At 61.0% G+C, this 24,062-nt stretch carries 22 protein-coding genes and 2 tRNA genes; 17 read left to right on the top strand and 7 right to left on the bottom strand.

The annotated features are described in order from the left end of the window. The first annotated feature begins 116 nt into the window (after positions 1–116). Together HMPREF2847_RS11095 and HMPREF2847_RS11090 are read left to right on the top strand one after the other, a co-directional pair. Entirely contained in the window at positions 117–647 is a 531-nt protein-coding gene (locus HMPREF2847_RS11095; RefSeq protein WP_246822021.1) for an SMI1/KNR4 family protein, read from the top strand. A gap of 132 nt (positions 648–779) precedes the next feature. Then, positions 780–1,424 (top strand): mycothiol-dependent nitroreductase Rv2466c family protein, encoded by a 645-nt coding sequence (locus HMPREF2847_RS11090; protein ID WP_070852532.1) that lies wholly within the window; start codon positions 780–782, stop codon positions 1,422–1,424. Positions 1,425–1,451: 27 nt separating this feature from the next. On the opposite strand, the gene HMPREF2847_RS11085 is transcribed toward HMPREF2847_RS11090, so the two are convergent. Continuing rightward, on the bottom strand, positions 1,452–2,657 hold the full coding sequence (locus HMPREF2847_RS11085) for a TIGR04053 family radical SAM/SPASM domain-containing protein (protein WP_070852529.1): 1,206 nt from the start codon (positions 2,655–2,657) through the stop codon (positions 1,452–1,454). Positions 2,658–2,885: 228 nt separating this feature from the next. Between HMPREF2847_RS11085 and HMPREF2847_RS11080 the strand changes: the two genes are divergently transcribed. Both HMPREF2847_RS11080 and HMPREF2847_RS11075 read left to right on the top strand, forming a co-directional pair. Further along, positions 2,886–3,359, top strand: coding sequence for a ribose-5-phosphate isomerase (locus HMPREF2847_RS11080; RefSeq protein WP_070852527.1), 474 nt, complete (start codon positions 2,886–2,888; stop codon positions 3,357–3,359). A gap of 102 nt (positions 3,360–3,461) precedes the next feature. Further along, complete coding sequence (locus tag HMPREF2847_RS11075) at positions 3,462–4,079, top strand: DJ-1/PfpI family protein (RefSeq protein ID WP_070852524.1); 618 nt, start codon at positions 3,462–3,464, stop codon at positions 4,077–4,079. 16 nt (positions 4,080–4,095) lie between these two features. On the opposite strand, the gene HMPREF2847_RS11070 is transcribed toward HMPREF2847_RS11075, so the two are convergent. Next, positions 4,096–4,977 carry a hypothetical protein gene (locus HMPREF2847_RS11070; RefSeq protein WP_070852520.1) on the bottom strand — a complete coding sequence of 294 codons (882 nt, stop codon included), beginning with the start codon at positions 4,975–4,977 and terminating at the stop codon, positions 4,096–4,098. Between the two features lie 146 nt (positions 4,978–5,123). Continuing rightward, entirely contained in the window at positions 5,124–5,357 is a 234-nt protein-coding gene (locus HMPREF2847_RS11065) for a hypothetical protein (protein WP_048734899.1), read from the bottom strand. A gap of 379 nt (positions 5,358–5,736) precedes the next feature. Between HMPREF2847_RS11065 and HMPREF2847_RS11060 the strand changes: the two genes are divergently transcribed. The 3 genes from HMPREF2847_RS11060 to HMPREF2847_RS11050 all read left to right on the top strand — a co-directional run bounded on the left by HMPREF2847_RS11060 (position 5,737) and on the right by HMPREF2847_RS11050 (position 10,345). Then, on the top strand, positions 5,737–7,260 hold the full coding sequence (locus tag HMPREF2847_RS11060; protein ID WP_070852518.1) for a glycoside hydrolase family 1 protein: 1,524 nt from the start codon (positions 5,737–5,739) through the stop codon (positions 7,258–7,260). Beyond that, on the top strand, positions 7,257–8,564 hold the full coding sequence (locus HMPREF2847_RS11055; protein ID WP_083327380.1) for an MFS transporter: 1,308 nt from the start codon (positions 7,257–7,259) through the stop codon (positions 8,562–8,564). Before HMPREF2847_RS11060 ends, HMPREF2847_RS11055 begins: the two co-directional genes overlap by 4 nt. Positions 8,565–8,824: 260 nt before the next feature. Continuing rightward, positions 8,825–10,345: an alpha/beta fold hydrolase gene (locus HMPREF2847_RS11050; RefSeq protein ID WP_126107929.1), complete on the top strand. Its 1,521-nt coding sequence runs from the start codon at positions 8,825–8,827 to the stop codon at positions 10,343–10,345. A gap of 38 nt (positions 10,346–10,383) precedes the next feature. Here the strand turns inward: HMPREF2847_RS11050 and HMPREF2847_RS11045 are convergent, their stop codons facing one another. Both HMPREF2847_RS11045 and HMPREF2847_RS11040 read right to left on the bottom strand, forming a co-directional pair. Continuing rightward, the gene (locus HMPREF2847_RS11045; protein WP_048735147.1) at positions 10,384–10,596 is read right to left on the bottom strand and encodes a hypothetical protein; all 213 of its coding nucleotides are present in this window, start codon (positions 10,594–10,596) and stop codon (positions 10,384–10,386) included. A gap of 186 nt (positions 10,597–10,782) precedes the next feature. Next, positions 10,783–10,857: transfer RNA gene (locus HMPREF2847_RS11040), tRNA-Gly, on the bottom strand. A gap of 563 nt (positions 10,858–11,420) precedes the next feature. Between HMPREF2847_RS11040 and HMPREF2847_RS11035 the strand changes: the two genes are divergently transcribed. The 5 genes from HMPREF2847_RS11035 to clpX all read left to right on the top strand — a co-directional run bounded on the left by HMPREF2847_RS11035 (position 11,421) and on the right by clpX (position 15,751). After that, a tRNA-Pro gene (locus HMPREF2847_RS11035) sits at positions 11,421–11,497 on the top strand. Then, complete coding sequence (gene tig, locus HMPREF2847_RS11030; RefSeq protein WP_141765093.1) at positions 11,470–12,933, top strand: trigger factor; 1,464 nt, start codon at positions 11,470–11,472, stop codon at positions 12,931–12,933. The genes HMPREF2847_RS11035 and tig overlap by 28 nt, the downstream gene beginning before the upstream one ends. Before the next feature lie 140 nt (positions 12,934–13,073). Beyond that, complete coding sequence (locus tag HMPREF2847_RS11025; protein WP_016422302.1) at positions 13,074–13,646, top strand: ATP-dependent Clp protease proteolytic subunit; 573 nt, start codon at positions 13,074–13,076, stop codon at positions 13,644–13,646. Between the two features lie 46 nt (positions 13,647–13,692). Next, the gene (locus HMPREF2847_RS11020; RefSeq protein WP_369707172.1) at positions 13,693–14,316 is read left to right on the top strand and encodes an ATP-dependent Clp protease proteolytic subunit; all 624 of its coding nucleotides are present in this window, start codon (positions 13,693–13,695) and stop codon (positions 14,314–14,316) included. Positions 14,317–14,488: 172 nt separating this feature from the next. Beyond that, positions 14,489–15,751 (top strand): ATP-dependent Clp protease ATP-binding subunit ClpX, encoded by a 1,263-nt coding sequence (gene clpX, locus HMPREF2847_RS11015; RefSeq protein ID WP_070852514.1) that lies wholly within the window; start codon positions 14,489–14,491, stop codon positions 15,749–15,751. A 62-nt stretch (positions 15,752–15,813) separates the two neighbouring features. Here the strand turns inward: clpX and HMPREF2847_RS11010 are convergent, their stop codons facing one another. Continuing rightward, positions 15,814–16,599, bottom strand: a complete 786-nt coding sequence (locus HMPREF2847_RS11010) for a TetR/AcrR family transcriptional regulator (RefSeq protein ID WP_049190863.1) — start codon at positions 16,597–16,599, stop codon at positions 15,814–15,816. A 230-nt stretch (positions 16,600–16,829) separates the two neighbouring features. On the opposite strand from HMPREF2847_RS11010, the gene HMPREF2847_RS11005 reads away from it, so the two are divergent. The 5 genes from HMPREF2847_RS11005 (at position 16,830) to ndk (ending at position 23,515) form a co-directional block, all read left to right on the top strand. Continuing rightward, positions 16,830–17,813: a malate dehydrogenase gene (locus HMPREF2847_RS11005; RefSeq protein WP_069359629.1), complete on the top strand. Its 984-nt coding sequence runs from the start codon at positions 16,830–16,832 to the stop codon at positions 17,811–17,813. A gap of 214 nt (positions 17,814–18,027) precedes the next feature. After that, positions 18,028–20,763: a valine--tRNA ligase gene (locus HMPREF2847_RS11000; RefSeq protein ID WP_070852512.1), complete on the top strand. Its 2,736-nt coding sequence runs from the start codon at positions 18,028–18,030 to the stop codon at positions 20,761–20,763. Between the two features lie 224 nt (positions 20,764–20,987). After that, entirely contained in the window at positions 20,988–22,493 is a 1,506-nt protein-coding gene (locus HMPREF2847_RS10995) for a bifunctional tetrahydrofolate synthase/dihydrofolate synthase (RefSeq protein ID WP_241482122.1), read from the top strand. Beyond that, positions 22,490–23,005 carry a DUF4233 domain-containing protein gene (locus HMPREF2847_RS10990; protein ID WP_048735128.1) on the top strand — a complete coding sequence of 172 codons (516 nt, stop codon included), beginning with the start codon at positions 22,490–22,492 and terminating at the stop codon, positions 23,003–23,005. The genes HMPREF2847_RS10995 and HMPREF2847_RS10990 overlap by 4 nt, the downstream gene beginning before the upstream one ends. A gap of 99 nt (positions 23,006–23,104) precedes the next feature. Beyond that, positions 23,105–23,515: a nucleoside-diphosphate kinase gene (ndk, locus tag HMPREF2847_RS10985; RefSeq protein WP_038629458.1), complete on the top strand. Its 411-nt coding sequence runs from the start codon at positions 23,105–23,107 to the stop codon at positions 23,513–23,515. A 176-nt stretch (positions 23,516–23,691) separates the two neighbouring features. Here ndk and HMPREF2847_RS11635 read toward each other — a convergent pair whose 3' ends face one another. Further along, positions 23,692–23,853 (bottom strand): hypothetical protein, encoded by a 162-nt coding sequence (locus HMPREF2847_RS11635; protein ID WP_168168384.1) that lies wholly within the window; start codon positions 23,851–23,853, stop codon positions 23,692–23,694. Between the last annotated feature and the right edge of the window lie 209 nt (positions 23,854–24,062).

The raw sequence follows: 24,062 nt of genomic DNA, 5'->3' as shown, positions 1-24,062 counted from the left end.
CTCGGCTTCCTCGCTCATTCCGCGTCGATTGGGGGCGGTCGCATTGGCGGTCGGTTGAGCGAGATTTTGGCTTCTTCAGTATGCGAGCAAAGCCAAGTGTGAATACACTTCGTTTCATGTACGAACTAAGTGATGATGCAAGCAAGGTTGAACGGGTCAACGCGGCGTGGGATCGCATTGAGGCGAAGCTTGGCGACGATGCCCTGGAGGCTCCGGCGACAGAAGCGGAACTGGATCAGCTTGAGGCTGACCTCGGAGTAAAACTGCCAGACTACGTGCGAGCTTCGTGGCTGCGGCACGCGTCTGTAGACGGTGAGCCGTGGGACGGTGGCTGGATTGCGCCGCCGAAGTCGATTCTGAACGACTACAAGCTGTGGACTCAGCTGCAGGCAGACGGCGACTTTGATGATTTTGAAGCCGAAGGCATGGACAGCGCCGACTCGGATGGCAAGTGGTATCACGAGGCATGGATTCCGCTGGTTATGGACTTCGGCGGAAACAACTACTGCCTGGACATGCGCTCGGGGAAGATGGTTTCCATGGACCACGAGGTGGGCCCGGAGTTCCTGGACTACGCCGACTGGCCTGCCTACCTGGAGGCCACCGCTGATTGTCTGGAGGACACGGGCTTGCCCTCGCGTGGTTAGGATCCTCACATGGCCACTGGGAAGTCCCGGAGGGAACGAACCGCAAATAGGCGGAAGAATCATGAATGCGAGCCGAAAAATTCCGCCCTATAGTCGTTGATAAGTCAATCAATGCTTTAGGAGGACTTTCACATGAGCAATCGAGACAAGGTCACTTTCTACTTCGACGTTTCCTGCCCGTTTTGCTGGGTGACGTCGCGCTGGATTAAGGAAGTCGAAAAGGTCCGCGACATCGCGGTCGAGTGGAAGCCGATGAGCCTGTCGGTACTCAATGAAGGCCGCGACGAGCTGCCGGAAGAGTACAAGTTCATGATGCAGTGCAACTGGACCCCGGCACGCCTGTTTAATGCAGTGTTCTCCCAGGATGGTCAGGAGGCCGTCGACAAGCTCTACACCGCGCTGGGCACGAAGATTCACAACGAAAACCGCATCGATCGCCATGCGCATGTCGACGAGCCGGAGCACGCATTCGACGAACTGATTAAGGAAGCCCTCGCAGAGGTTGGACTGCCGGAAGAGCGTCTGGCACAGGCCCTGACCACAGAGTTTGATGAGCTCATGCGTGAAAACCACGCAGAGGCCATGAAGGAGGTCGGCAACGACGTCGGCACTCCGGTGGTCAAGCTCAACGACGTTGCCTTCTTCGGCCCGGTGCTTACCCGTATCCCATGCGGCGAAGAAGCCGGCAAGATTTTCGACGGCTCGGTTGCCGTGGCCAGCTACCCGTACTTCTTCGAAATTAAGCGCTCTCGCACTGAGGACCCGCGCTTCGACTAAGAAACCTGTAGCAGCTGGGGCATGCGGCTAAGAAACCTGAGCGGCCCCAGCTTCGGCATTCTGCCCGGTAGAGGCCTGCCGTTCTTCTTCGCTCATGGCAGCCCACCGTGGCGGGATGTAGATGCATGTCGGATCGGATGCCGTGTAATCCCCGGTCAAAGCGTAAGCAGTCGAGCGGGATCCACCGCAGACGCTGTGGTATTCACAGACGCTGCACTTGCCGTGCCAATTATCAGGATCGCGGAGAGCCTTAAAAGCCGGCGAGTTGGAATAAATCTCTTGGAAGGGTGTTGCCTTTACATTGCCGCAGTGAAGCGGCAGGAAACCATTGGGGTAGACATCGCCGATATGGTCAATGAAGGCAAAACCTGACCCGGAATTGACGGCCATCGGGGAGCGCGGTCGGCGTGGCTTTTCCGGTTCAGCGCCGAGCAGCTTTGTCGTTTCCTCGGTCAAGTAGCGGTAGAGCTCGCCGCCCTCATAGGGTGGCAGCCCTTTTTCTTTCGCTTCCTCCTGCTGCATGACGACGCGCCGATACTGCGGCGCCTCCGTCGTCTTAATGGCAATTCGGTTGGACACATCCGATAGCCAGTGAAGAACATCCTCGCGTTCCTCCGGCGACAATGCGCCCAAATCTGCGCCGCGACCAGTGGGAACGAGGAAAAAGACGTACCACATCTTGGCTTGCATCTCCATGACAGTCTTCAGCAGCGCTGGCGCCTCATGAATATTTCCCTTGGTCAGGGTCGAATTGATCTGCAGCCGGTAACCGGCCTCGTTGATGTGCGGAGCCATTTCAAGCGTCTTTTCAAAAGTCCCCGAAAACCCGCGGAACTTATCATGGGTCTGGGCGGTCGCGCCATCGAGCGACATCGACATCGCCTTACCTCCGGCCTCACGCAGCGACTGAATCCGCTCCGGCGTCAACCGCGGAGTCACCGACGGAGACAGCGACATATTCAAACCGTGCTCTGTGCCGAATCGCACCAATTCTTCCAGGTCATCACGCTCAAAAGGATCGCCGCCGGTGAGCACCACAAGAGGCTTCGGTTTGCTATACGACGCCAAGGTCTCCAGCAGCATCTTGCCCTCGGCGGTCGAAAGCTGGTGCGGGTGCGGTTCATGTTGCGCATCCGCACGGCAGTGCTTGCAGACTAGGCCACAAGCCCGCGTGACCTCCCAAATGACAATAAATGGCTTCTTGTTGATGTCATGTCGAACCGTTCGCACCACCGGTGCGTGATGATTCCCATGGGAGCCATGAGCTTCCGGATCGACTTGGAAGTGAGCCTGTGGCGCAGGAGACACGGTAAAAGCACCCAATTTCCGGTTTCGAAGACAAGCTGAGACGCAAATACAGTCACTTTTCACCCTATTCGGCTGCGCAGGAGACGTCGTCAAGCAATACCTAAAACGGGTGCAGACACCGTTTAATCCGTGGGAACCGCTAGACTTGCTGCCATGCGTATTTACCTTGGTGCAGACCACGCCGGTTTTGAGATGAAGAACCTGATTAAGGCCCACCTGGAGAAGGCTGACCACGACGTCGTTGACTGCGGCGCTCACACCTACGACCCTGCAGATGACTACCCAGCATTCTGCATCGAGGCGGCTTCCCGTACCGTCGCCGATCCGGGCAGCCTGGGCATCGTGCTCGGCGGTTCCGGCAACGGCGAGCAGATCGCTGCTAACAAGGTCAAGGGCGCTCGTTGTGCGCTGGCTTGGTCGGTGGAGACCGCAAAGCTCGCCCGCGAGCACAACAACGCTCAGCTGATCGGCCTTGGCGGTCGTATGCACTCTGAGGAAGAGGCTCTAGCCATCGTCGATGCTTTCGTCTCCCAGCCGTGGAGCGAGGAGGAGCGTCACCAGCGCCGCATTGACATCCTGGCAGAGTACGAAAAGACTGGCGTTGCCCCGGAGCTGCCGGAGGCTTAAAGGGTTGTTGTTCGCTATCTGTTGATAGGAATAAAAGGGTCTGGTTCCAGAAAACTCTGGAACCAGACCCTTTTCATATATAGGCGGAGTATGAATTGTCGTATGACAACTCCAGAAGCGCATCGCCGAGTAACTGTTGTGCTATTTCCCGGGTTCGAGCTCTTGGATGTATTTGGACCGGTTGGCCTTTTTGGCCATGTCCCAGAGATTGAGGTCGAATATGTCGCCCACATTTCTGGTCCGATAACCAGCGCTCAGGGGGCGCAGGTTATTGCCACACGTTGTGCCGCTGACCTCGAAACGGTCGATATTCTTCTAGTTCCTGGCGGAGCCGGGAGTAGAACACTAGTTGAGGATGCAGAGTTTTTGGACTGGCTTCAGAACATCGGATCCCGGGCGCGGTTAGTGGCATCGGTTTGCACGGGCTCGGCACTGCTCGCTGCGGCTGGGCTTCTTGAAGGAAAGCGGGCAACTAGTAATAAGTTGGCTTTTGAGTGGGCTACCTCGTTCGGAAACGAAGTGACGTGGGTGAAAGAGGCTCGATGGGTTGAAGACGGAGATCGGTGGAGCTCATCAGGAGTCGCAGCAGGTATGGATATGGCTGTTGCTTTAATTAGCAGCATCCTTGACGAGGAAGCTGGTCGATTCGCCGCCAGAAAAATTGAGTATCGGCCTCAGACAGACGGCACTGTCGATCCTTTTGCGGATTTAGCGAAATAGCGGCGCCGGGCTTTTTCTAAATATCGAAACCGTCGAATCCGCCGTCGAAAAATCCGCCGCCGTCGCCGCCGCCGTCGCCGCCACCGAAGAGGCCGTCGAAGAAACCTCCGCCGTCGCCTGCGCCACCGGCATCTGCACCGCCGCCACCGAAGTCGCCGCCAAGGTCATCTCCACCGAAATCGTCGCCACCGAAGTCTTCGGCTCCAAAGTCCTCGGTGCCGCCGAAGTCGTCGGCGCCGGTGCCCATGCCGCTGGCGAACTCATCAGCGCCGTAGGCAACGCCGGCCATACCGTGGAAGAGAGTAGAGAACAGCAGCATCGAGCCTGCGGTCCAGACACCGGTGCGGAGCGCGGACTTCCACCAGGGCTCGGAGTACCAACCGGCCGGAACCGGACGGCCAGCGACACGACCACCGGGGTAGTAGTTCGGAGTTTCCGGGGTGGCGTATGGAGAGGCGGTAACCGAGTGGCCTTCGTGCTCAATGGTGCGAGTTTCGGTCACAGAACCAGCGGCCTTCTGACCCTCCAGCGGTGGCAGTGTCGGCCCCGCCGGCAGGCCCATAATTTCGCGAGCCGCATTGATGTAGTGCAGACCCTCCAGCGCCGATTCGCGGGCCATTCGCGCCTGTGCCGGGGTGCGCGCAGTAGAAATCTGCGAGGAAGCGGCATTGTAGCGCTCGGATGCGTCAGCAAGAGCCTGCGTGGAAGCCGAATCGGTGCCAGCCAGGTTCAATACCTGTGAGCCCAGTCGCTCAATCCATCGGCGGGCGTCTGCGACGGCGTCTTCCAATTGATTGTTCTGGCGAGCATCAAAGGCCCTGTTTGAACGGTTTTGAGCCATCGACGCGATGATAATTGCGCCGCCGACGGTGATCGCGATCAGAATTAAAGCCCCCATGGGCTAGGCCTCCAAAAAGGAAATTGCGGGTACTGCTTGTAATTACTTGAGATAACGCATGTAGAGCGAAAAAAGTTCCCGAGCTGACATATCTGTCCGACAGATGTAGCTCGGGAACCAGGAAATGATTGGGTATGGGTAGGTATCTATGATTCGGCGGAGTCGGTGCTCTTGGTGCGGCTCTTCCGATTGGCGTGCCATGCGCGAACTTCTTCGGAATCCCACAGGGTCAACCCATGAAGCTTCGCGACGGGTTCAGGAGCCTTCTTGCGGCCAGCGTAGCTGGTGAAAGTGCCACGTGCGGTGCCGGAAAAAGCAGCGCATTCGACCGCGGTCCATAGTTCGTGTCCAGTATCGGCATCGATAATGGTGGGCTTCATGGTGCCCAGAGTACCCGTAGCACTGGATCCTGAACAGAGGTCAGAAGAATTTCTGGCCCCCGGACGTCGGCTCAGAAAGTAAAAACCGGGAGCAATGCGCCCGGTTGCGTGGAGGGGATGACGGGAATCGAACCCGCGTCTTCAGCTTAGAAGGCTGACCAGTGGGGTTCCTAACGTGATTTTTGATTTTTTTTTTGGGGGGGGGGACATCGTCAACAACGGGCCGGGGCTCCGATTCGTTCCAGGGGGAGCGGATTTTTCGCGAACGATCCGGTTGCTCTACTCGGTTGCTTTACGACGACCCCGTCGACGCGCGAAACCCATAACATTTTGTTTGAAAACCAAAAACTAGGCGTGATGTGTGACATAGGATGTCGGCATGTCAACCAATGTGCCTGCCAATGACCGAACTCTCCATCCTCAGCCGCGCACGTCGCCGCTCGCGAAGCCGTTGCATCACGACGTCGATCTGCGGGGTCTGCTGATCGGCACGGCGTCGGCCGCCGGGCAGATCGAGGGCGGTGACGAGAACAACGACTGGTTCGATTGGGCCCGCGAGCCCGGCAACATCGCCGATGGTTCGACCCCGCTGCGCGCCACCGACCACTGGAACCGGTGGCGGGAGGACAACGAGCTCATGGCGTCGCTGGGTCTGCCCATCGCTCGCATCGGCGTGGAGTGGGCGCGTATCGAACCGCGGCCGGGGGAGTTCGACCATGCGGTGCTGGATCGCTACCGTGAGGAGATTGCCGACCTGCGGGACAAGGGGATTCGTCCGCTGGTGACGCTCCATCACTTCGTCAATCCGCTCTGGTTCGCTCGGCGCGGCGGCTTCACCTCCGATGAATCGCCGGCGGCTTTCCTGCGCTATGCGGAGACGACCGTGCGGGCGCTCGACGACCTCGTCGACGAGTGGATCACCGTCAACGAGCCGAACGTGTACGCCACCCAGGCGCACATGTTCCGCTCGGGCCCGCCGGGCAACCGCTCGTGGGGCGACACGATGGCCGTGCTGCGCAACATGGCGGTGTCCCACATCCGCGGTTACGAGGTCATCCACGGCATCCAGGGGGATCGGGCGAAGGTCGGCATCGCCCACCACGCACGGGCGTTCGCGCCGCGCAATCCGCGCAACCCCATCCACCGCGGCCTGGCGCGGATCAATCGGCATCTGTTCCAGGACATCGTCGCCGACGCGCATCTGGCGGGGAAGTTCCATCCGCTGCTGGGCGGGGCGAAGGTCGGCCGCGGGTTGCCGTCGGGCCGCCACCACGACTTCCTGGGCCAGAACTACTACTCGCGCACGGCCGTCGACAAGTTCGACGACGGCACCTTCGTCGGGGCTCCGGTCAACGACCTCGGGTGGGAAATCCACCCCGAGGGCCTGGTCGAATGCGCCCGCGACCTGAACGAGCGTTTCGGCGGACCGGTCTGGATCACCGAAAACGGCACCTGCGATCTCGGCGATCTGGAGCTGTCGGTCGGTGGCGTGGACGCGGGCGTCGAAAAGCCGAATCCGGCCGGGGACTACGCCAACCCGGACGCCGGGGCTGCCGACCGCAGGCTGGAGTCGTTCCGGCCGCGGTTCATCCTGGAGCACCTGCGGGCCATCGCCGAGTCGGACGTGCCCATCGAGCGCTGGTACCACTGGTGCTTCGTGGACAACTGGGAATGGGCCGACGGCGAAGAGCCGCGATTCGGCATCGTCCACCTGGACTACGAGACGCAGGAACGGACGATGAAGCCGTCGGGCCGCCTGCTGGCCGAGCTGGCCCGCACCGGGCGGATCACCCCGGAGCTGCACCGGCGCTACACCGCAGGCCGTCGTTACCCCGTCGCGGACGAACACACCGACCCCAACGTGCGGGCGCAGCCGCCGGAGCCGGATGGGGTGCAGGGATGAGCTCCTCCGAACACGCCGACTCCTCCGAACGCGCCATCTCCGACGTCGGGCGTTTCACCGCCGACCCCGCCCAGCGCACGCCGGTGACCACCGGCTGGATCGTGCGGTACGGCCTGCTGTACCTGGGGCAGAACATCTCGTGGGCAGCGCCGACGCAGCTGTTGTTGGCGCAGCAGATCCTCATCTGGCATCCGGGGGAGAAGGAGGAGAAGTTCGCGCTCCTCATGGCGGTCGGCGGGTTCTTCTCCATCATCGGGCATCCGCTGGCCGGGTGGTTGTCGGACCGCACGGACACGCGCTGGGGCCGCCGCGCCCCGTGGATCCTCTTCGGCGGGCTGGCGGCGGCCGGGTCGCTGGTGTTCCTGGGCGCCGCGCCGGGCTTCATGGCGTTGACCATCGGGTGGGCGGTGTTCCAGCTGGCCATCGCGGCGTCAATCAACGCGGCCCAGGCGGTGGCGCCGGATACGGTGCCGGACAATCAGTACGGCGTGGTCTCGGGTGTGCTGGGACTGACGTACACCCTCGGCGTGGTGCTGGGCACCGTCGTGGCCACGGTGTTCGACCTGGGGCTGGCGTACATCGTCACCGCGGCGCTGCTGCTGGTGCTCATCGGCCAGTTCCTGCCGGGCTTCCGCGACGTGTCCCGGGTGCGGTCGCAGGCGGCCGCATCTCCGGTGCTTGACGACGCCGGCGGGGACGCTGACGCCGTGGTGCCCGCCGTCGCCGAGGTGCCCGGAGGGCTCTACCGCGACTTCACGTGGGTGTTCATCGCCCGGTTCCTGGTGACCACGGGCAACTCGGTCGCGTTGTTCTACCTGTTCTATTACCTGCGCGATCACATCGGCCACCCCGATCCGGATGCCGGCGTGCTCGTCCTCACCGGCGCGTATGCCCTGTGCGTCATCGTCACCGCGATCCTGTCGGGCAAAGTGTCCGACAAGATGGGCAAGCGCCGGGTGTTCGTGGCGTTGTCGTCGATGGGCGTCGCCGGGGCCTGCGCGATCATGGCGTTCGCCGGGAGCTTCGCCATGGTCGTCGGCGCGGCGGTGCTGTTGGGTCTGTCGTGGGGCGTGTTCATGGCCGTCGATCAGGCCCTGATCAACCAGGTGCTGCCCAAGGCCGATGAGCGCGGGCGTGACGTGGGCGTCATGAACCTCGCCGTCGCCGGCCCGAACATGGCCGCCCCGGTGCTCGCCGCCTTCGCGTTGGCGAACCTCGGCGGGTACCCCGGCCTGTACGTTTTCGCGGGCGCGCTCACCGCCGTCGGTGCGGTGCTGGTGTACCGGGTGCGGTCCGTGCCCTGATCTCCGTGCGTTGAACAGCGTGCGGCCGGTGCCCTAATCTTCGTGCCTTGAACGGCGTGCGGTCGGCGTTACGGTTTGATACCGTTCGTTGCAGTCGATGAAAGGTGTTTATCCCCGTGCGCCCCACGAAGAAGTTGTCCCCCGCCGCATTCGGCGCAGCGTCCCCCGCCGTCTCCTCTGTGGAGACCGGTGCCGAGGCCCGGTCCGCGAGCCGAGTCTCAGCGGCCCCGTCGTCCCGGACGTCCTTCGTCCGCAGGGCGTTGGCCCCGGTCACGGCGCTCGCGCTGGCGGGCACGTTGCTGTCGGTGCCGCAGGCGTCGGCCGGCGGCTCCGCCGGTCCGGCCGATCTCGGCGGGTTGGACTGGGGCGCGTGCCCGACCGCGGCGATGACCGCGCCGGGCACCGTGTGCGCGGACATCGACGTGCCACGTGATTATTCCGACCCGGAGGGCGCGACGATTTCCCTCACTGTCAGCCGGGTTCCGGCGACGGGGGAGCGCCGTGGCGTCATCGCAGGCAATCCGGGCGGCCCCGGCGGCGACGCGTTGGGAATGTTCTCCGACGAGGCCGTGAGGATGCCGACCGCCGTCCGGGAGCACTTCGACCTCATCGCCGTCGAGCCGCGCGGCCTGGCCTGGGGCACCCCGCTGAACTGCAACGTGGCGGACATCCCGATGACGGGTCTGCTCTCCGGGCAGGTCGGCGCGATGTACGCCTCCTGCGAAGCCAACGAACCGGGATACGCGGCGACCATCACCACGGAGAACACCGCTCGCGATCTCAACCATGTCCGCGACGTGCTCGGCCAGGACGTCATGCACCTCTACGGCCTGTCCTACGGCACGGATCTGATGAGCACGTACGCGACCCTGTTCCCGGACAAGACGGGCCGGATGGTGCTGGATTCCTCGGTCGATCCTGCCGACCGTTACTTTCGGCTCGGAGACTCGCGCGAACCGTGGCGCCGCGAGGCTCTCAACGCGATGTTCCAGTGGATTGCCGACCGTGACGACGAGTACGGCCTGGGCACCACCGCCCTGCAGGTGTACGCGCGCTGGTCGCAGCGCATCAACGAGGAGGTTGGCGCGCCGGGTCAGGTCTACCCGCCGCCGACGCAGGTGGGCGACGTGCCCGCCGCCTTCGCCGACGACCCGGAGGCGTTCATGCAGCTGGCCGACGGCGTTCTGCCCGTCGCGTGGCGCAGCCATTCCTTCGCGGCGAACCTGATGCGCCCCGGCGCCGGCAATCAGTCGGTGCTGCTGCAGCAGACCTTCGCGGCGACGTACTCGGAGAGCATGTGGCCCGACATCGCCGACGCCGTGGTCACCGGCGAGGTGGAGACCCCCGAACTACCCGAGGGCGTGACCCCGGAAGACATGATGGCGCAGACCGAGGCGATGGGAACCATCGAGCGGGCGATCATCTGCAACGACAACGTCACCGCCGCCGACCCGTCCCGCATTCCCCGCACGTACCTCGACCAGTTCACCGGCGGCGACATCTTCCGCCTCAACGCCGATGCGCTGTCGTCGGGGCAGCTATGCCTCGGCTGGCCGGGGCAGGGCGCTGCCGTGGAACTCAGCGGCGACGCCCTCGAGTCGAAGCCGCTGCTGCTCCACTACGACCGCGATGCGGCGGTGACCGGCACGGGCGGCCGCGCGATGCAGGCGGTCATGGGCGGCGAGCTCATCGAGCTGCCGGGCCACGGCCACGGCGTGCTCGTCGCCCACAACGACGCCGACGAGATCGCCAACGTCGTCGCCGCCCACTACTTGGGCTGACCGGTCATGCCGGGCTGACCGGTCCGAGATTGGGCCGGCTACTTGCCCTTCGCCTCGTGGCCTTTCTGCCACTCGCGCACGTCGTCGGAGTTCCGCGGGTTCAGCCCGTGGAGCTTCGCCGCCGGCACCGGCGCTTTGCCACGGCCCGCATAGCTGGTGAACGTGCCGCGCGCGGTACCGGTGAACTCCGCGCATTCGGCGACGGTCCACAGCTCGACGCCGGTGTCCTTGTCGATGATGCGAGGATTCATGCCGCCGGGACTAGTTGTGCGTGACGACGGCAAAAGACCCGACATGACAGTGCCACCGACTTGTTACCGACGCTGTATGAAACCGTGACGCGCGCACGCGGTCGTGACATGCCTGTGACGGATTTCGGGACGGATCCCGTCAAAAAGAAGAACACCCTCCGACGCTGGCCGGAGGGTGCTTTCACATGGAGGGGATGACGGGAATCGAACCCGCGTCTTCAGCTTGGAAGGCTGAGGTATTAGCCACTATACGACATCCCCATAGACAGAAATCCGGTTTAGATGCGCACTCGCCTCAACCAGACCGTGTCTTGGTACAAGGCATATTAACTCGTTAAAGCGCACATACAAAAATCGATGCCAGGTTTTTCTCGAAGGATTTAAAGAAAAGTGGCTGTGGCCGGGAAAAACAGAAAATGAAACTAAAGCAATATGGGGTATATGAAACAGGCGTATAGCCGTTGATTACACTGTCACACGACTCAACAAAGGGGCAGTCGTTTTAGGCGGCTTCTTTGGAGGGTCGGCCGACGAATGGAGTGTTTGCAGTAAACGAGGCCGCCAAAAGCAGTGCCGAGGTGATGCAAACGCCCTGTGATATGCATGGATTTCATGAAACCAGTAGTAGTTGGCAGGTTGGCTCTCGATGGCGTCGTAAAGCGTTTTCAGACAGAGTAATGGCCTGGTTGAACGCGTGGTTTTGTGATTTCGTTAATCGTCAGGTAAATCTATACGGGTCCGTTGTGGAAACGCGATTTCGCGACTATGAGGGCCCCGGTGCAGATGCTCCAAAGGGGTTTCTGCTAGGTTTCGAATGACGCATACGGGGTATGGCGCAGCTTGGTAGCGCGTCCGCTTTGGGAGCGGAAGGCCGTGGGTTCAAATCCCGCTACCCCGACCAGTATCACGGGCACTCCCGTGGTCTATGAATTAATCATCGAGTTGCAGGAGAGTGCACCAGTGAAGTCTTCCGTTGAGAAGCTCAATGAGACCCGAGTGAAGATTACCGTCGAGGTCCCGTTTGACGAGCTGAAGCCAGAGTTCGACAATGCCTACAAGGCACTGGCTCAGCAGGTCCAGATTCCGGGCTTCCGTAAGGGCAAGGCACCGGCAAAGCTGATTGAGGCCCGCTTCGGCCGCGGCCCAATCCTGGAGCAGGTGCTCAACGACATGGTTCCGTCCCGCTACGACGAGGTCGTTCGCGAGGAGGAGCTGAAGGTTATCGGTCAGCCTGAGGTTGACATCACCAAGCTGGAAGACGGCGAGCTCGTCGAGTTCACCGCTGAGGTCGACGTCCGTCCGGAGATTGAGCTGCCGAAGTTCGAGGACATCGCAGTTGAGGTTGACCCGCTGGTCGCCGACGAGGAAGCTGTTGAGGCTGAGCTGCAGAACCTGCTCGCTCGCTTCGGCACCCTGACCGGCGTTGAGCGCGCAGTTGAGAAGGACGACTTCGTCTCCATCGACCTGTCCGCCACTATCGACGGTGAAGAGCTGGAAGAGGCTTCCACCGAGGGACTGTCCTACCAGGTTGGCTCCGACGATCTGATTGACGGCCTGGATGAGGCTGTTGTTGGCCTGTCCCAGGGCGAGTCCAAGGAATTCACCACCAAGCTGGTTGCTGGCGAGCACGAGGGCGAGGACGCTCAGGTCACCGTTACCGTTCAGTCCGTCAAGGTCCGCGAGCTGCCGGAAGCTGACGACGACTTCGCTCAGATGGCTTCCGAGTTCGACACCATCGAGGAGCTGAAGGAAGACCTGGCACGCCAGGTCGAGAACACCAAGAAGGGCGAACAGGCTCAGCAGGTCCGCGACAAGGTCCTGGCTGCCGCAATGGAGCAGACCACAATCGCTCTTCCGGAGGGTGTTGTCAAGGAGCAGGTCGAGGGCCAGCTGCAGCAGCTGCTGGGTCAGTTCGGCGGCGACGAGAAGGTTCTGAACTCCATGCTGGAGGCCCAGGGCACCACTCGTGAGCAGTTCGACGAGGACTCCAAGAAGTCCGCTGAGGAAGCTGTTCGCACCCAGCTGTTCCTGGATGCACTGGCTGAGGAGATCCAGCCGGACGTTTCCCAGCAGGAGCTCACCGACCACATCCTGTTCACTGCTCAGTCCTACGGCATGGACCCGAACCAGTTCATCCAGCAGATTCAGCAGTCCGGCCAGCTCGGCAACCTGTTTGCAGACGTTCGCCGCGGCAAGGCTCTGGCCACCTCGATCCTGAAGGCTTCCGCCAAGGACACTGAGGGCAACGAAATCGATCTGAACGAGTACTTCGGTGAGGTCGAAGCTGAGGCTGAGAAGGCTGAGTCCGACAAGGCTGAGGACAACTCGGCTGAGTAAGCCCCGCCGTTAGCGCGACGCATTCCTTATGCTGCAACGCTTATAGCGAACAAGGGCCGTTCCTGAAACAAAGGGACGGCCCTTTTCGTTACCCTCTAGTGAACGACAAACTCGCACACGTACGAAGAAGGAGTACACAGATGAGCGATAACGCCCAGATGTCGACGAACACGGTTTTCGACAAGCTGCTCAAGGAGCGCATTATTTGGCTGGGTGAGCAGGTCGACGACGAGATTGCCAACAAGCTCTGCGGTCAGATGCTGCTCCTGGCAGCTGAGGACCCAGAGGCGGATATCTCGCTGTACATTAACTCCCCGGGTGGCTCCGTCACGGCCGGCATGGCCATTTACGACACCATGCAGTTTGTTCCGTGCGACGTGGCTACCTACGGCATGGGCTTGGCAGCTTCCATGGGCCAGTTCCTGCTCGCCGCAGGTGCTAAGGGCAAGCGTTACGCACTGCCGCACGCCCGCATTATGATGCACCAGCCATCTGCAGGTATTGGCGGTACCGCATCCGACATCACCATTCAGGCTGAGCAGTTCGCTGCCACCAAGAAGGAGATGGCTCGTCTGATTGCGCAGCACACCGGTCAGCCGGTCGAGCGCATTGAGGAAGACTCGGACCGCGACCGCTGGTTTACTGCAGCTGAGGCTAAGGAATACGGCCTGGTTGACCACGTCGTGACCGCTCTCAAGGACACCGCACGCTAAAAGCGGACAGTAGCGAATAATTAGAGGCGATTTAATCAACATGGAGATGAACAATATGCAGATGCCGCAGTCGCGCTACGTGCTTCCTTCTTTCGTGGAGCACTCCAGCTTTGGTGCTAAGGAATCCAACCCATACAACAAGCTCTTCGAAGAGCGCATTATCTTCCTCGGCTCCCAGGTCGATGACACCGCCGCTAACGACATCATGGCCCAGTTGCTGGTGCTTGAGGGCCTGGACCCGGATCGTGACATCACGATGTACATCAATTCCCCAGGCGGCTCCTTCACCTCGCTGATGGCCATCTACGACACGATGCAGTATGTGCGTCCCGACGTGCAGACCGTGTGCCTGGGCCAGGCTGCCTCCGCGGCAGCCGTGCTGCTCGCTGCGGGTGCACCGGGTAAGCGTGCAGCTCTGCCGAATGCGCGCGTGCTCATTCACCAGCCGGCTACCCAGGGTATCCAGGGTCAGGTTTCCGACCTGGAGATTCAGGCGAACGAAATCGAGCGCATGCGCAAGCTGATGGAGGAGACGTTGGCTCGCCACTCCGGTCGCACTGCAGAGCAGATCCGCAAGGACACCGACCGTGACAAGATCCTGACCGCTGAAGAGGCCGTCGAGTACGGCATCATCGACCAGGTCTTCGAGTACCGCAAGCACAACGCCTAAAAGGAGACATGGTCTCTTTGGAGTGCTGCGCACTGGCCGTCGTAAAGCGCCGGGCGAGATCGCGTGAAATTCACCTCGCCCTGGCGTGGAAGCCGGTATTTGCGCACACTCACGGTAGGCTGGTCTGAAGCAGTTATTGGCAACGAAGCGGAAAGGCGGCGGCGGGAGCCTCATGGCGCGTATGCAAGAAAGTGCGGATTTGCTGAAGTGCTCTTTCTGTGGAAAGAGTCAGAAGCAGGTCAAAAAGCTGATTGCCGGACCTGGTGTGTACATCTGTAATGAGTGCATCGAGCTCTGCAACGAGATTATTGAAGAGGAGCTCAACACCGGCGGCGAGGCAACTGGCAACGACGACCGCCTGCCGCGGCCGATGGAAATTCGCGACTTCCTCGATGAGTACGTCATCGGCCAGGACATGGCAAAGCGCACGCTGGCCGTCGCAGTCTACAACCACTACAAGCGCCTTCGTGCTGCAGAGACCAAGTCGGACAACGACGTCGAGCTGCAAAAGTCGAACATCCTCCTGCTGGGGCCGACAGGCTGTGGCAAGACCTACCTGGCACAGACGCTGGCGCGCAAGCTGGATGTGCCGTTCGCAATCGCTGACGCCACCAGCCTGACCGAGGCCGGCTATGTCGGTGAGGATGTGGAGAACATCCTGCTGAAGCTGCTGCAGGCTACTGATTTCGACGTCGAGAAGGCGCAGCGTGGCATCATTTACGTCGATGAAATTGACAAGATCTCGCGTAAGTCTGAAAACACCTCCATCACCCGCGATGTCTCCGGTGAAGGTGTGCAGCAGGCGCTGCTGAAGATTCTCGAGGGAACCGTAGCCGCCGTGCCCCCGCAGGGTGGGCGCAAGCTGCCGAACCAGGAGTTCATTCAGTTCGACACCTCCAATGTCCTGTTCATCGTCGCCGGTGCGTTTGCCGGTCTGGAGAAGGTCGTGCAGGAGCGCGTCGGCAAGAAGGGTCTGGGCTTCGGCGCAGATGTCACCTCGGCTAACGACGCGGACATGAAGGATCCATTCCGCGACGTGCTGCCGGAGGACCTCGTTCGATTCGGCCTGATTCCTGAGTTCATTGGTCGCCTGCCCGTCATCGCATCGGTCACCAACCTCGATGAGGACGCGCTGGTTCGCGTACTCACCGAACCCAAGAACTCCCTGGTCCGCCAGTACCAGCACCTGTTCGACATGGACGGTGTGCGCCTCACCATCGACGATGAGGCACTGCGCGCCATTGCTGCCAAGGCGATTAGCCGCAATACCGGCGCCCGTGGTCTGCGCGGCATCATGGAAGAAATCTTGGTTCCCGTGATGTTCGAAGTACCAGAGCGTGACGACGTCGCGGAGGTCATCGTCCACAAGGAATGCATCACGGACGGTGCAGCGCCAGAACTTGTTGAACGCAGCGAGAACAAGAAGACTGCGTAGAGGTAGCTGAAAACCCGGTTAGAGTAGCTGCTCTAACCGGGTTTTGGTGTCTGTATGGAGCCCTAGTCGTCCATGCCGTAGATGTCGCGGTAATCCGGGGCATCATCAGCAGCCAAGTCCTGAGTCTCTGGGTTGGGCTGATCGCCATAGACCTCTGCGCCAAGCGCGGACGAGTTCGCGCCATGGGAGGCCAGCAGGGAAGTGTACGAGCTGCCCGGTTCGTTGCGAGGCGAGGATGTCAACAGGCTGGTCACGGTGTCCTGTGCGAACTCACGCAGCTTGTCCGACAGCACCGTCGACTGCATTTCAATGCCGTAGAGGTTTTCAAAAGTTCGTTGGTGCAGGGTGGGGAAGGTGGCCAGCGACAGCACGAGAATATAAAGATCAAGTGCGGAAATGTCAGTGCGGAATGCACCGTAATCGCGGCCGAGCAGCAAGATGCGGTCAAACTCCAAAACAATTGGGCTCTGACCACCAAGCCCAGTCACGCCTTCAAGCGGCAGGACTGGGTGTAGGTTTTCCTGGATGATGAACCGCACGGCGAGTGGGTTCGCCGAGAAATAGTCGTAGATAACGCCGACTACATGCTGCAGGGCTTCCACCGGCACATTGGAGTGCGGACGCAGGTCGTCGTCGTCAGGCCTTACGGTCTCCAGCACATGTGCCCACGTCGCCCTGTAGAGTCCCAACTTGTCACCACAGTGGTAGTGAAGCATACGCTTGGAGACACCAGAGGCGGCAGCAATGGCATCCAAACGGGCATCTGCATACCCCTTTGCGGTGAATTCTTGAAGTGCTGCCACCAAGACTGCATGGGGGATTGCATCAGAGGAGCCTGGAGACTTCATGAAAATCCTTTGCTTGGACTAGAGAGCGACTACGGGGTTTTGGCTATCTAACGGGGGTGAAATTGGTCAGTCGCGGACTTCCTTCTAGTGAAATGAGTACACGACCGTAAGTCATGCCTAATGCTATCCGTTTTTCAGAATTGTACTGAGCCCGTCGCCCCCGTCTGCGCCAATTCTGCAGTCGCATTAGAGTGGGCAGCGAATTGATTCTCTCTCGAGAAAGGCCTGTAGTGAACAAGACTCCCGTAAAGGTTGCAGTTACCGGCGCCGCCGGACAGATTGCTTACTCCCTGCTCTTCCGCATTGCCAGCGGTTCGGTTTTCGGCCCTGAGACCCCGGTTGAGTTGAACCTGCTGGAGATCACTCCGGCGCTGCACGCCACCGAAGGCGTCGCCATGGAGCTGTTTGACTCCGCCTTCCCACTTTTGACTGGCATCAACATCACCGATGATCCGGCAAAGGCATTCGACGGTGCCAACGCCGCATTCCTGGTCGGTGCAAAGCCGCGTGGCAAGGGTGAGGAGCGCTCCGCACTGCTGGGCGCCAACGGCAAGATCTTCGGCCCGCAGGGCGCGGCACTTAACGATCACGCAGCAGACGACATCAAGGTTCTGGTTGTCGGCAACCCGGCTAACACCAACACCATGATTGCCGCTTCCCACGCTAAGGACATCCCGGCAGAGCGCTTCACTGCCATGATGCGCCTGGACCACAACCGTTCCCTGTCCCAGCTGTCGCAAAAGATTGGTGTTCCGACCACTGAGATCAAGAACATGATCGTCTGGGGTAACCACTCCGCAGACCAGTTCCCGGACATCACCTACGCCACCATTGCAGGCGAGAAGGTCTCCGACAAGGTTGACGCTTCATGGGTCGAGCAGGACTTCATCCCGCGTGTCGCCAAGCGTGGCGCAGAAATCATCGAGGTCCGCGGTTCTTCCTCCGCAGCTTCCGCTGCAGCTGCCGCAGTTGACCACATGCGTGACTGGGTGACGGGTACCCCAGAGGGCGAGTGGGTCTCTGTCGCACTTCCGTCCGATGGCTCCTACGGCATCGACGAGGGCCTGGTTGCTGGTGTTCCGTGCTACGCCAAGGACGGCGAGTGGGTTCGCGTTGAGGGCCTGGATCTCTCCGAGGTGCAGCGCGCTGGCATCGAGCGCAACGTCAAGGCACTGCGCGAAGAGCGCGACGCAGTTAAGGACCTGCTGGTCTAAGAGCCGCTTAACGCCTGTTTAAAGGTGCCCTCTTGTGATGGTTTCACAAGAGGGCGCTTTTATTTTGTGCGGTAATCGCCGGTTGGCTCGGGACGTGAGTAAAGCTTGAATTCGGCGGTGCGTAAGTCGCCGATAGCAGATATGGGTTGGGGCGCAAGGGTCGTCGTAAAGCCCCTGGAAAAACAAATCCGGGCAAGGCGCTAAGATGTGACGCGTGACTGAGAACAACGTGGACCTAAACAGAGCAGATAAGTTGCCCAAGTCGTGGAACCCGGCTGACGTGGAGTCGGACCTGTACCAGGGCTGGGTAGACGCTGGCTATTTCGAGGCTGATCCGTCTAGCTCCAAGCCGGCTTACTCTATTGTGCTGCCCCCGCCGAATGTGACGGGTCAGCTGCACATGGGCCACGCACTGGACCACACTTTGATGGATGCGCTGGTGCGCCGTAAGCGCATGCAGGGCTACGAGGTGCTGTGGCTGCCGGGTATGGACCACGCGGGTATCGCAACGCAGACCAAGGTCGAGGCGATGCTGAAGGAGTCCGAAGGCAAGGACCGCTTCGATTATGGCCGCGAGGAGTTCGTGGAGAAGGTCTGGGAGTGGAAGCACGATTACGGCGGACGTATCGGCAACCAGATGCGCCAGATTGGTGACTCCCTGGATTGGTCCCGTGAGCGCTTCACTCTGGACGAGGGCCTGTCCCGTGCGGTTCAGACGATTTTTAAGGAACTGTTTGACCGCGGCCTAATCTACCGCGCCAAGCGCATGGTCAACTGGTCGCCGGTGCTGCAGACTGCGATCTCGGATATTGAGGTCAAGTACGAGGACGCTGAAGGCGAGCTCGTCTCTTTCCGCTACGGCGATGGGGAAGACTCCATTGTTGTGGCGACGACTCGTGTGGAGACGATGCTGGGCGACGTGGCAATTGCCGTGCACCCGGAGGATGAGCGCTACACGCACCTGGTGGGCAAGGTTTTGGACCACCCGTTCCGCGAGGACCTGAAGATTCAGGTCATCGCCGATGACTATGTGGACCGCGAGTTCGGTACCGGTGCGGTGAAGATCACGCCGGCACACGATCCGAATGACTTCGCCATGGGCCAGCGCCACGACCTGGATATGCCGGAGGTCATTGACACCACTGGCCGTATCTTCAACACTGGCACGCGTTTCGACGGCATGGATCGTGCGGAAGCCCGTACTGCGCTGACGGAGGCGCTGCGTGAGCAGGGGCGCATTGTCAAGGAGGTCCGCCCGTACGTTCACTCGGTCGGCCACTCGGAGCGCTCGGGTGAGCCGATTGAGCCGCTGCTGAGCCTGCAGTGGTTCGTTAAGGTCGATGAGCTGGCCAAGATGTCCGGCGATGCTGTTCGCGAGGGCGACACGGTTATTCACCCAGCTTCGCAGGAGCCGCGCTGGTTCGACTGGGTCGATGACATGCACGACTGGTGTATTTCCCGCCAGCTGTGGTGGGGCCACCGCATCCCAATTTGGTACGGCCCGAATGGCGAGGTCGTCTGTGTCGGCCCGGATGATGAGGTTCCGACGGGCGAGGGCTGGACGCAGGATCCGGACGTGCTGGATACCTGGTTCTCGTCTGCGCTGTGGCCGTTTTCCACGATGGGTTGGCCGGAAGCCACCCCAGAGCTGGAGAAGTTCTACCCGACATCCGTACTGGTCACCGGCTATGACATTCTGTTCTTCTGGGTCGCGCGCATGATGATGTTCTCGACCTTTGCTGCCACCCTGGCTGATTCACCGCTGGGTAAGGGGCGCGACGGTCGTCCGCAGGTGCCGTTTAAGGATGTCTTCCTGCACGGTCTGGTCCGCGATGAGCAGGGTCGCAAGATGTCGAAGTCCCTCGGCAATGGCATTGACCCGCTGGACTGGGTCCGCGACTACGGTGCGGACGCACTTCGCTTCACGCTGGCGCGTGGCGCTAACCCGGGCTCTGACCTGCCGGTCGGTAATGACGCCGCTCAGAGCTCCCGTAACTTCGCTACCAAGCTGTTCAACGCCACCCGCTTTGCGCTGATGAACGGGGCCCACGTGGGCGAGCTGCCGGACCGCGACCAGCTCACCGACACCGACCGCTGGATCCTGGACCGCCTGGAACAGGTCCGCGCCGAGGTTGACGCTGCGCTGGATAAGTACGAGTTCTCCAAGGCTAACGAGGCCCTCTACCACTTCGCATGGGACGAGGTCTGTGACTGGTACCTGGAGATGACCAAGGTTGACTTCCCGCGCCTGAACGACGGCGAGACCATGACCGAGGAGCAGGCCGCCCGCGCTGCCTCCACTCGTCTGGTTCTCGGCCGCGTGCTGGATACGCTGCTGCGTCTGCTGCACCCGTCCATGCCGTTCGTCACGGAGACGCTGTGGAAGGCGCTTACCGACGGCGCGGAGGGCTTCGAGGATTCTCTGGTTATTTCCGCCTGGCCGGATGCCACCATGACCACCGACGGCGCTGCTGTCGACGAGGTTGCCGCACGTCGTATTGCCGATGCCCAGAAGTTGGTCACCGAGCTGCGTCGTTTCCGCAATGACCAGGGTGTGAAGCCGTCGCAGCGCGTGCCGGCACGCATGAACCTGGCGGATGCTGATCTGGCTGCTCAGGAAGAGATGATTCGTTCGCTGGCTCGTGCTGAGGCACCGGAGGATGGATTCACCGCTACCGCTTCCATTGAGGTGCGCCTGTCTCAGGCCACGGTTCTGATCGAGCTGGATACCTCCGGCACCGTCGACGTGGCCGCTGAACGCAAGCGCCTGGAAAAAGACCTGGCCAAGGCCGAGAAGGAACTGGCCGGCACCGAAAAGAAGCTCGGCAACGAGGCCTTCCTGTCCAAGGCTCCGGAGCAAGTCGTGGAGAAGATTAAGACTCGCCACCAGTTCGCACTGGAGGAGATTGACCGCATTAAGGCTCGTTTGGAGGGACTTCCGCAGGCATGACCGAACCACGGGATATCGAACCTCGGGGTGCTGAATCACACGATGAGATTGCAGGGGAGATTCGTTTGAATCTTGGCGGCGAGGACGATTCGGTGGCGCAGGAAGAGTCTGCGGTGCGAGAAGAGTCCACCGCAGCGCCTGAGTTCGAATTCGATCCGGCTGACTCCCAGATCGTCGAGGACCTTGAGCCTCGCGAAATCGCCGGTGTGATGGCCGATGATCGCATGCCCGATGACATGCGCCTCGGTGAGGTCTCCGTGTCCGAGGAAGGCCTGAGCCTGCCGGTCGATGTGGACCGCCCGGTCAATGAGCCGGCCCCGCTGGAGGCCACCGCCGAGGAGCTGCGTGAGCTCGCAGAGATCGAAGCCGAGCTGGATCAGCGTTGGCCGGAGACCAAGATCGACCCATCGCTCGAGCGCATCGAGATGCTGATGGACATCCTCGGCCATCCGGAGCGCGCAACCCCGGTTATTCACGTTGCCGGGACGAACGGCAAAACCTCCACGGTGCGCATGATTGAGTCGCTGGTGCGCGCTCTCGGCCGTCGCACCGGACGCACCACCAGTCCGCATTTGCAGCTCGTCACTGAGCGCATCGCCATCGATGGCCAGCCCATCCATCCACGCGACTACGTGCGCATCTGGCGCGAGATTCAGCCCTACGTGGAAATGGTTGACGCCAAGTCCGCCGAAAAGGGCGGCCCGCAGATGAGCAAGTTCGAGGTCCTCACGGCCATGGCCTACGCTGCCTTCGCCGACGCTCCTGTCGATGTCGCCGTGGTGGAAGTCGGCATGGGCGGCACATGGGATGCGACCAATGTGGTGGAGGCCGACGTGGCAGTCATCTGCCCGATTGGTCTCGATCACACGGAGTACCTCGGCGATACCCTGGCTGAAATCGCTGCTGAGAAGGCCGGCATCATCAAGTCGCGGTGGAACAAGGACGACCTGCTCACACCACCGGACAATGTCGCCATTGTTGGCGAGCAGGAACCGGAAGCAATGGACGTCGTTTTGCGCCGTGCCGTGGAAATGGATGCCTCGGTCGCCCGTGCTGGGGTTGAGTATGGCGTCGTCAGCCATCAGCTGGCGGTCGGCGGGCAGAACCTAACGCTCAAGGGCCTGGCCGGCGAGTATGACGACCTCCATCTGCCACTGCACGGTCCGCATCAGGCGCGCAACGCCGCCACAGCGCTGGCCGCGGTGGAGGCGTTCTTCGGCGCAGGTCCGGGACGTCCGCTCAACATTGATGCGGTTCGCGAAGGCTTTGCGACGGTCGCATCGCCCGGCCGCCTGGAGCGCGTGCGTTCGACCCCGACGGTGTTTATCGATGCCGCCCACAATCCTCACGGTGCCCGTGCGCTACGCACGGCGCTCTCCGCTGAGTTCGACTTCCGCCGTGTCATTGGTGTGCTGTCGGTGTTGGGGGAGAAGGATGCTCGTGGGCTGCTGGTGGAGCTGGAGCCGTACTTCGAAGAAGTGGTAATCACCCAGAACACCTCGCCGCGTGCGCTGCACTACGACGACCTGGCTGACCTTGCGGAGGAGATTTTCGGCGAGGAGCGCGTGCATCGCGTGCCAACTCTGCCGTCCGCCGTTGAGCTAGCTGTCGCGCTGGCTGAAGAAACCGACACCGGTGACGGTATTGTCTCTGGTTCCGGTGTGATCGTCACTGGATCGGTTGTTACCGCGGGCGAGGCCCGGACACTATTTGGAAAGGACCCGCAATGAGTGAATCTCAGGCGAGCCAGCCACAGGACAATGGCGCGGAGGATTACACCGCTGCCGACCGCGAGGCCCTGCGCGCCTACCGCGAGGGGCGTGACCTGAGTGAAGGCGGCAAGTATGGCCCGCTCGGTGCGGGACACGATCCGGCTAAGGACCCGCTGAAGGGTCTGCGCGGTGTTATGTCCGGCACGCTGATTATGCAGGCTATCTCGGTGCTGCTTGGTCTGACTGTGGTCACGCGCATTCCCGACGGTCAGATTAACCAGACCTTCTCGGTTACGTACATCACCATCCTGGGCCTGGCTCTGATTGCGATGGCTTTCCTGCAGAAGCAGCCCTGGGCGCTGAAGGCCAACATTGTGCTGCAGGTCTTTGGTGTGCTGGCTATTTTCACACACGTGTCGATGGGCGTGGTGGGTATCTTCTTCGCACTAGTGTGGGCCTACATTCTGCACCTGCGGAAGAACCTCATCCAGCGTATGGAGCGCGGTCTGTTGACCACCCAGCACTCGTAGATCTCCCGCGCTCGTAGTCGCGCTGGGTTACGCTGCACATTTCACCCCGCTGCACCACCACTCCGGTGCAGCGGGGTTTGTCATAGTATGATGCTCACCATGACTGAACGTACTCTTATTCTGATCAAGCCGGACGGCGTTTCCCGCGGTCTGGTCGGCGAAGTTATCTCCCGCATCGAGCGCAAGGGCCTGAAGCTGGTCGCGCTTGACCTCCGTGTTGCTGACGAGGCAACTGCGAAGGAGCACTACGCAGAGCACGTCGATAAGCCGTTCTTTGGTGAGCTGGTTGATTTCATCACCTCTGCACCGCTGGTCGCTGGTGTTATCGAGGGCCCGAACGCAATCGCTGCTTGGCGTCAGCTCGCTGGCGGCACCAACCCGGTTGAGGCCGCAACCCCGGGCTCCATCCGCGGTGACTTCGCACTTGAGGTTGCTAACAACGTTGTTCACGGTTCCGATTCCCCGGAGTCCGCTGAGCGCGAGATTGGTATTTGGTTCCCGAACCTCTAAACGTTGACGGTTCAGCATTGACCCGTAAGCGTTGAACTGGCGCCGAACTGAGCAAGCAAATTGTTTGCCGGTTCGGCGCTTTTTGCTTGTCGACGACCGTGGGGCGGCTCTTCAGCGGGTTGCAAATGTGAATGCAGGCGCGGACTGCAAATGTGAAACTGTGCAAGTTTATGACTCTACCGGCCATTTTTCGAGCCATTTTTGTCATAAACGCAGTCAGTAACTCGCATTGGCCCGCCTCCGCCAATGTCGGTGCGCGCCACCTGCTCGATATGTGCGACAATGGACAGCAGCAGTTGTGCCCGGGAGTTCGCTCCGGTGGATGAAATATTCCGCATGTGATCGCTGAATCCCCGAGTCAGCCGGAAGGCCTGCCAATAAGACTTTCATAATTGTTCATCGTTTTCGGCCCTCTATCTGCGCATATGGCGCAAATGAAGTGGCTGTCGCAACATCGTTGCTCCGCCTGGGTTTCAAGGCCACAACGGATGTAGGCGCACATGGAATGACAAAGAGTGCGCTTCCTGTTGTCGAGTTTTGCGTGGTG

Source organism: Corynebacterium sp. HMSC074C03 (genome assembly GCF_001838285.1).
GTDB classification, from domain to species: Bacteria; Actinomycetota; Actinomycetes; order Mycobacteriales; family Mycobacteriaceae; genus Corynebacterium; species Corynebacterium amycolatum.
This window is presented reverse-complemented; position numbering and strand designations above follow the sequence as displayed.

What these genes read in the sequence shown, in the direction of transcription:
- HMPREF2847_RS11095 (WP_246822021.1), top strand. Translation starts at nt 117, where the DNA reads ATGTACGAACTAAGTGATGATGCAAGCAAGGTTGAACGGGTCAACGCG.
- HMPREF2847_RS11090 (WP_070852532.1), top strand. Translation starts at nt 780, where the DNA reads ATGAGCAATCGAGACAAGGTCACTTTCTACTTCGACGTTTCCTGCCCG.
- HMPREF2847_RS11080 (WP_070852527.1), top strand. Translation starts at nt 2,886, where the DNA reads ATGCGTATTTACCTTGGTGCAGACCACGCCGGTTTTGAGATGAAGAAC.
- HMPREF2847_RS11075 (WP_070852524.1), top strand. Translation starts at nt 3,462, where the DNA reads ATGACAACTCCAGAAGCGCATCGCCGAGTAACTGTTGTGCTATTTCCC.
- HMPREF2847_RS11070 (WP_070852520.1), bottom strand. Translation starts at nt 4,977, where the DNA reads ATGGGGGCTTTAATTCTGATCGCGATCACCGTCGGCGGCGCAATTATC.
- HMPREF2847_RS11065 (WP_048734899.1), bottom strand. Translation starts at nt 5,357, where the DNA reads ATGAAGCCCACCATTATCGATGCCGATACTGGACACGAACTATGGACC.
- HMPREF2847_RS11060 (WP_070852518.1), top strand. Translation starts at nt 5,737, where the DNA reads ATGTCAACCAATGTGCCTGCCAATGACCGAACTCTCCATCCTCAGCCG.
- HMPREF2847_RS11055 (WP_083327380.1), top strand. Translation starts at nt 7,257, where the DNA reads ATGAGCTCCTCCGAACACGCCGACTCCTCCGAACGCGCCATCTCCGAC.
- HMPREF2847_RS11045 (WP_048735147.1), bottom strand. Translation starts at nt 10,596, where the DNA reads ATGAATCCTCGCATCATCGACAAGGACACCGGCGTCGAGCTGTGGACC.
- HMPREF2847_RS11025 (WP_016422302.1), top strand. Translation starts at nt 13,074, where the DNA reads ATGAGCGATAACGCCCAGATGTCGACGAACACGGTTTTCGACAAGCTG.
- HMPREF2847_RS11020 (WP_369707172.1), top strand. Translation starts at nt 13,693, where the DNA reads ATGAACAATATGCAGATGCCGCAGTCGCGCTACGTGCTTCCTTCTTTC.
- clpX (WP_070852514.1), top strand. Translation starts at nt 14,489, where the DNA reads ATGGCGCGTATGCAAGAAAGTGCGGATTTGCTGAAGTGCTCTTTCTGT.
- HMPREF2847_RS11010 (WP_049190863.1), bottom strand. Translation starts at nt 16,599, where the DNA reads ATGAAGTCTCCAGGCTCCTCTGATGCAATCCCCCATGCAGTCTTGGTG.
- HMPREF2847_RS10995 (WP_241482122.1), top strand. Translation starts at nt 20,988, where the DNA reads ATGCCCGATGACATGCGCCTCGGTGAGGTCTCCGTGTCCGAGGAAGGC.
- HMPREF2847_RS10990 (WP_048735128.1), top strand. Translation starts at nt 22,490, where the DNA reads ATGAGTGAATCTCAGGCGAGCCAGCCACAGGACAATGGCGCGGAGGAT.
- ndk (WP_038629458.1), top strand. Translation starts at nt 23,105, where the DNA reads ATGACTGAACGTACTCTTATTCTGATCAAGCCGGACGGCGTTTCCCGC.
- HMPREF2847_RS11635 (WP_168168384.1), bottom strand. Translation starts at nt 23,853, where the DNA reads ATGCGGAATATTTCATCCACCGGAGCGAACTCCCGGGCACAACTGCTG.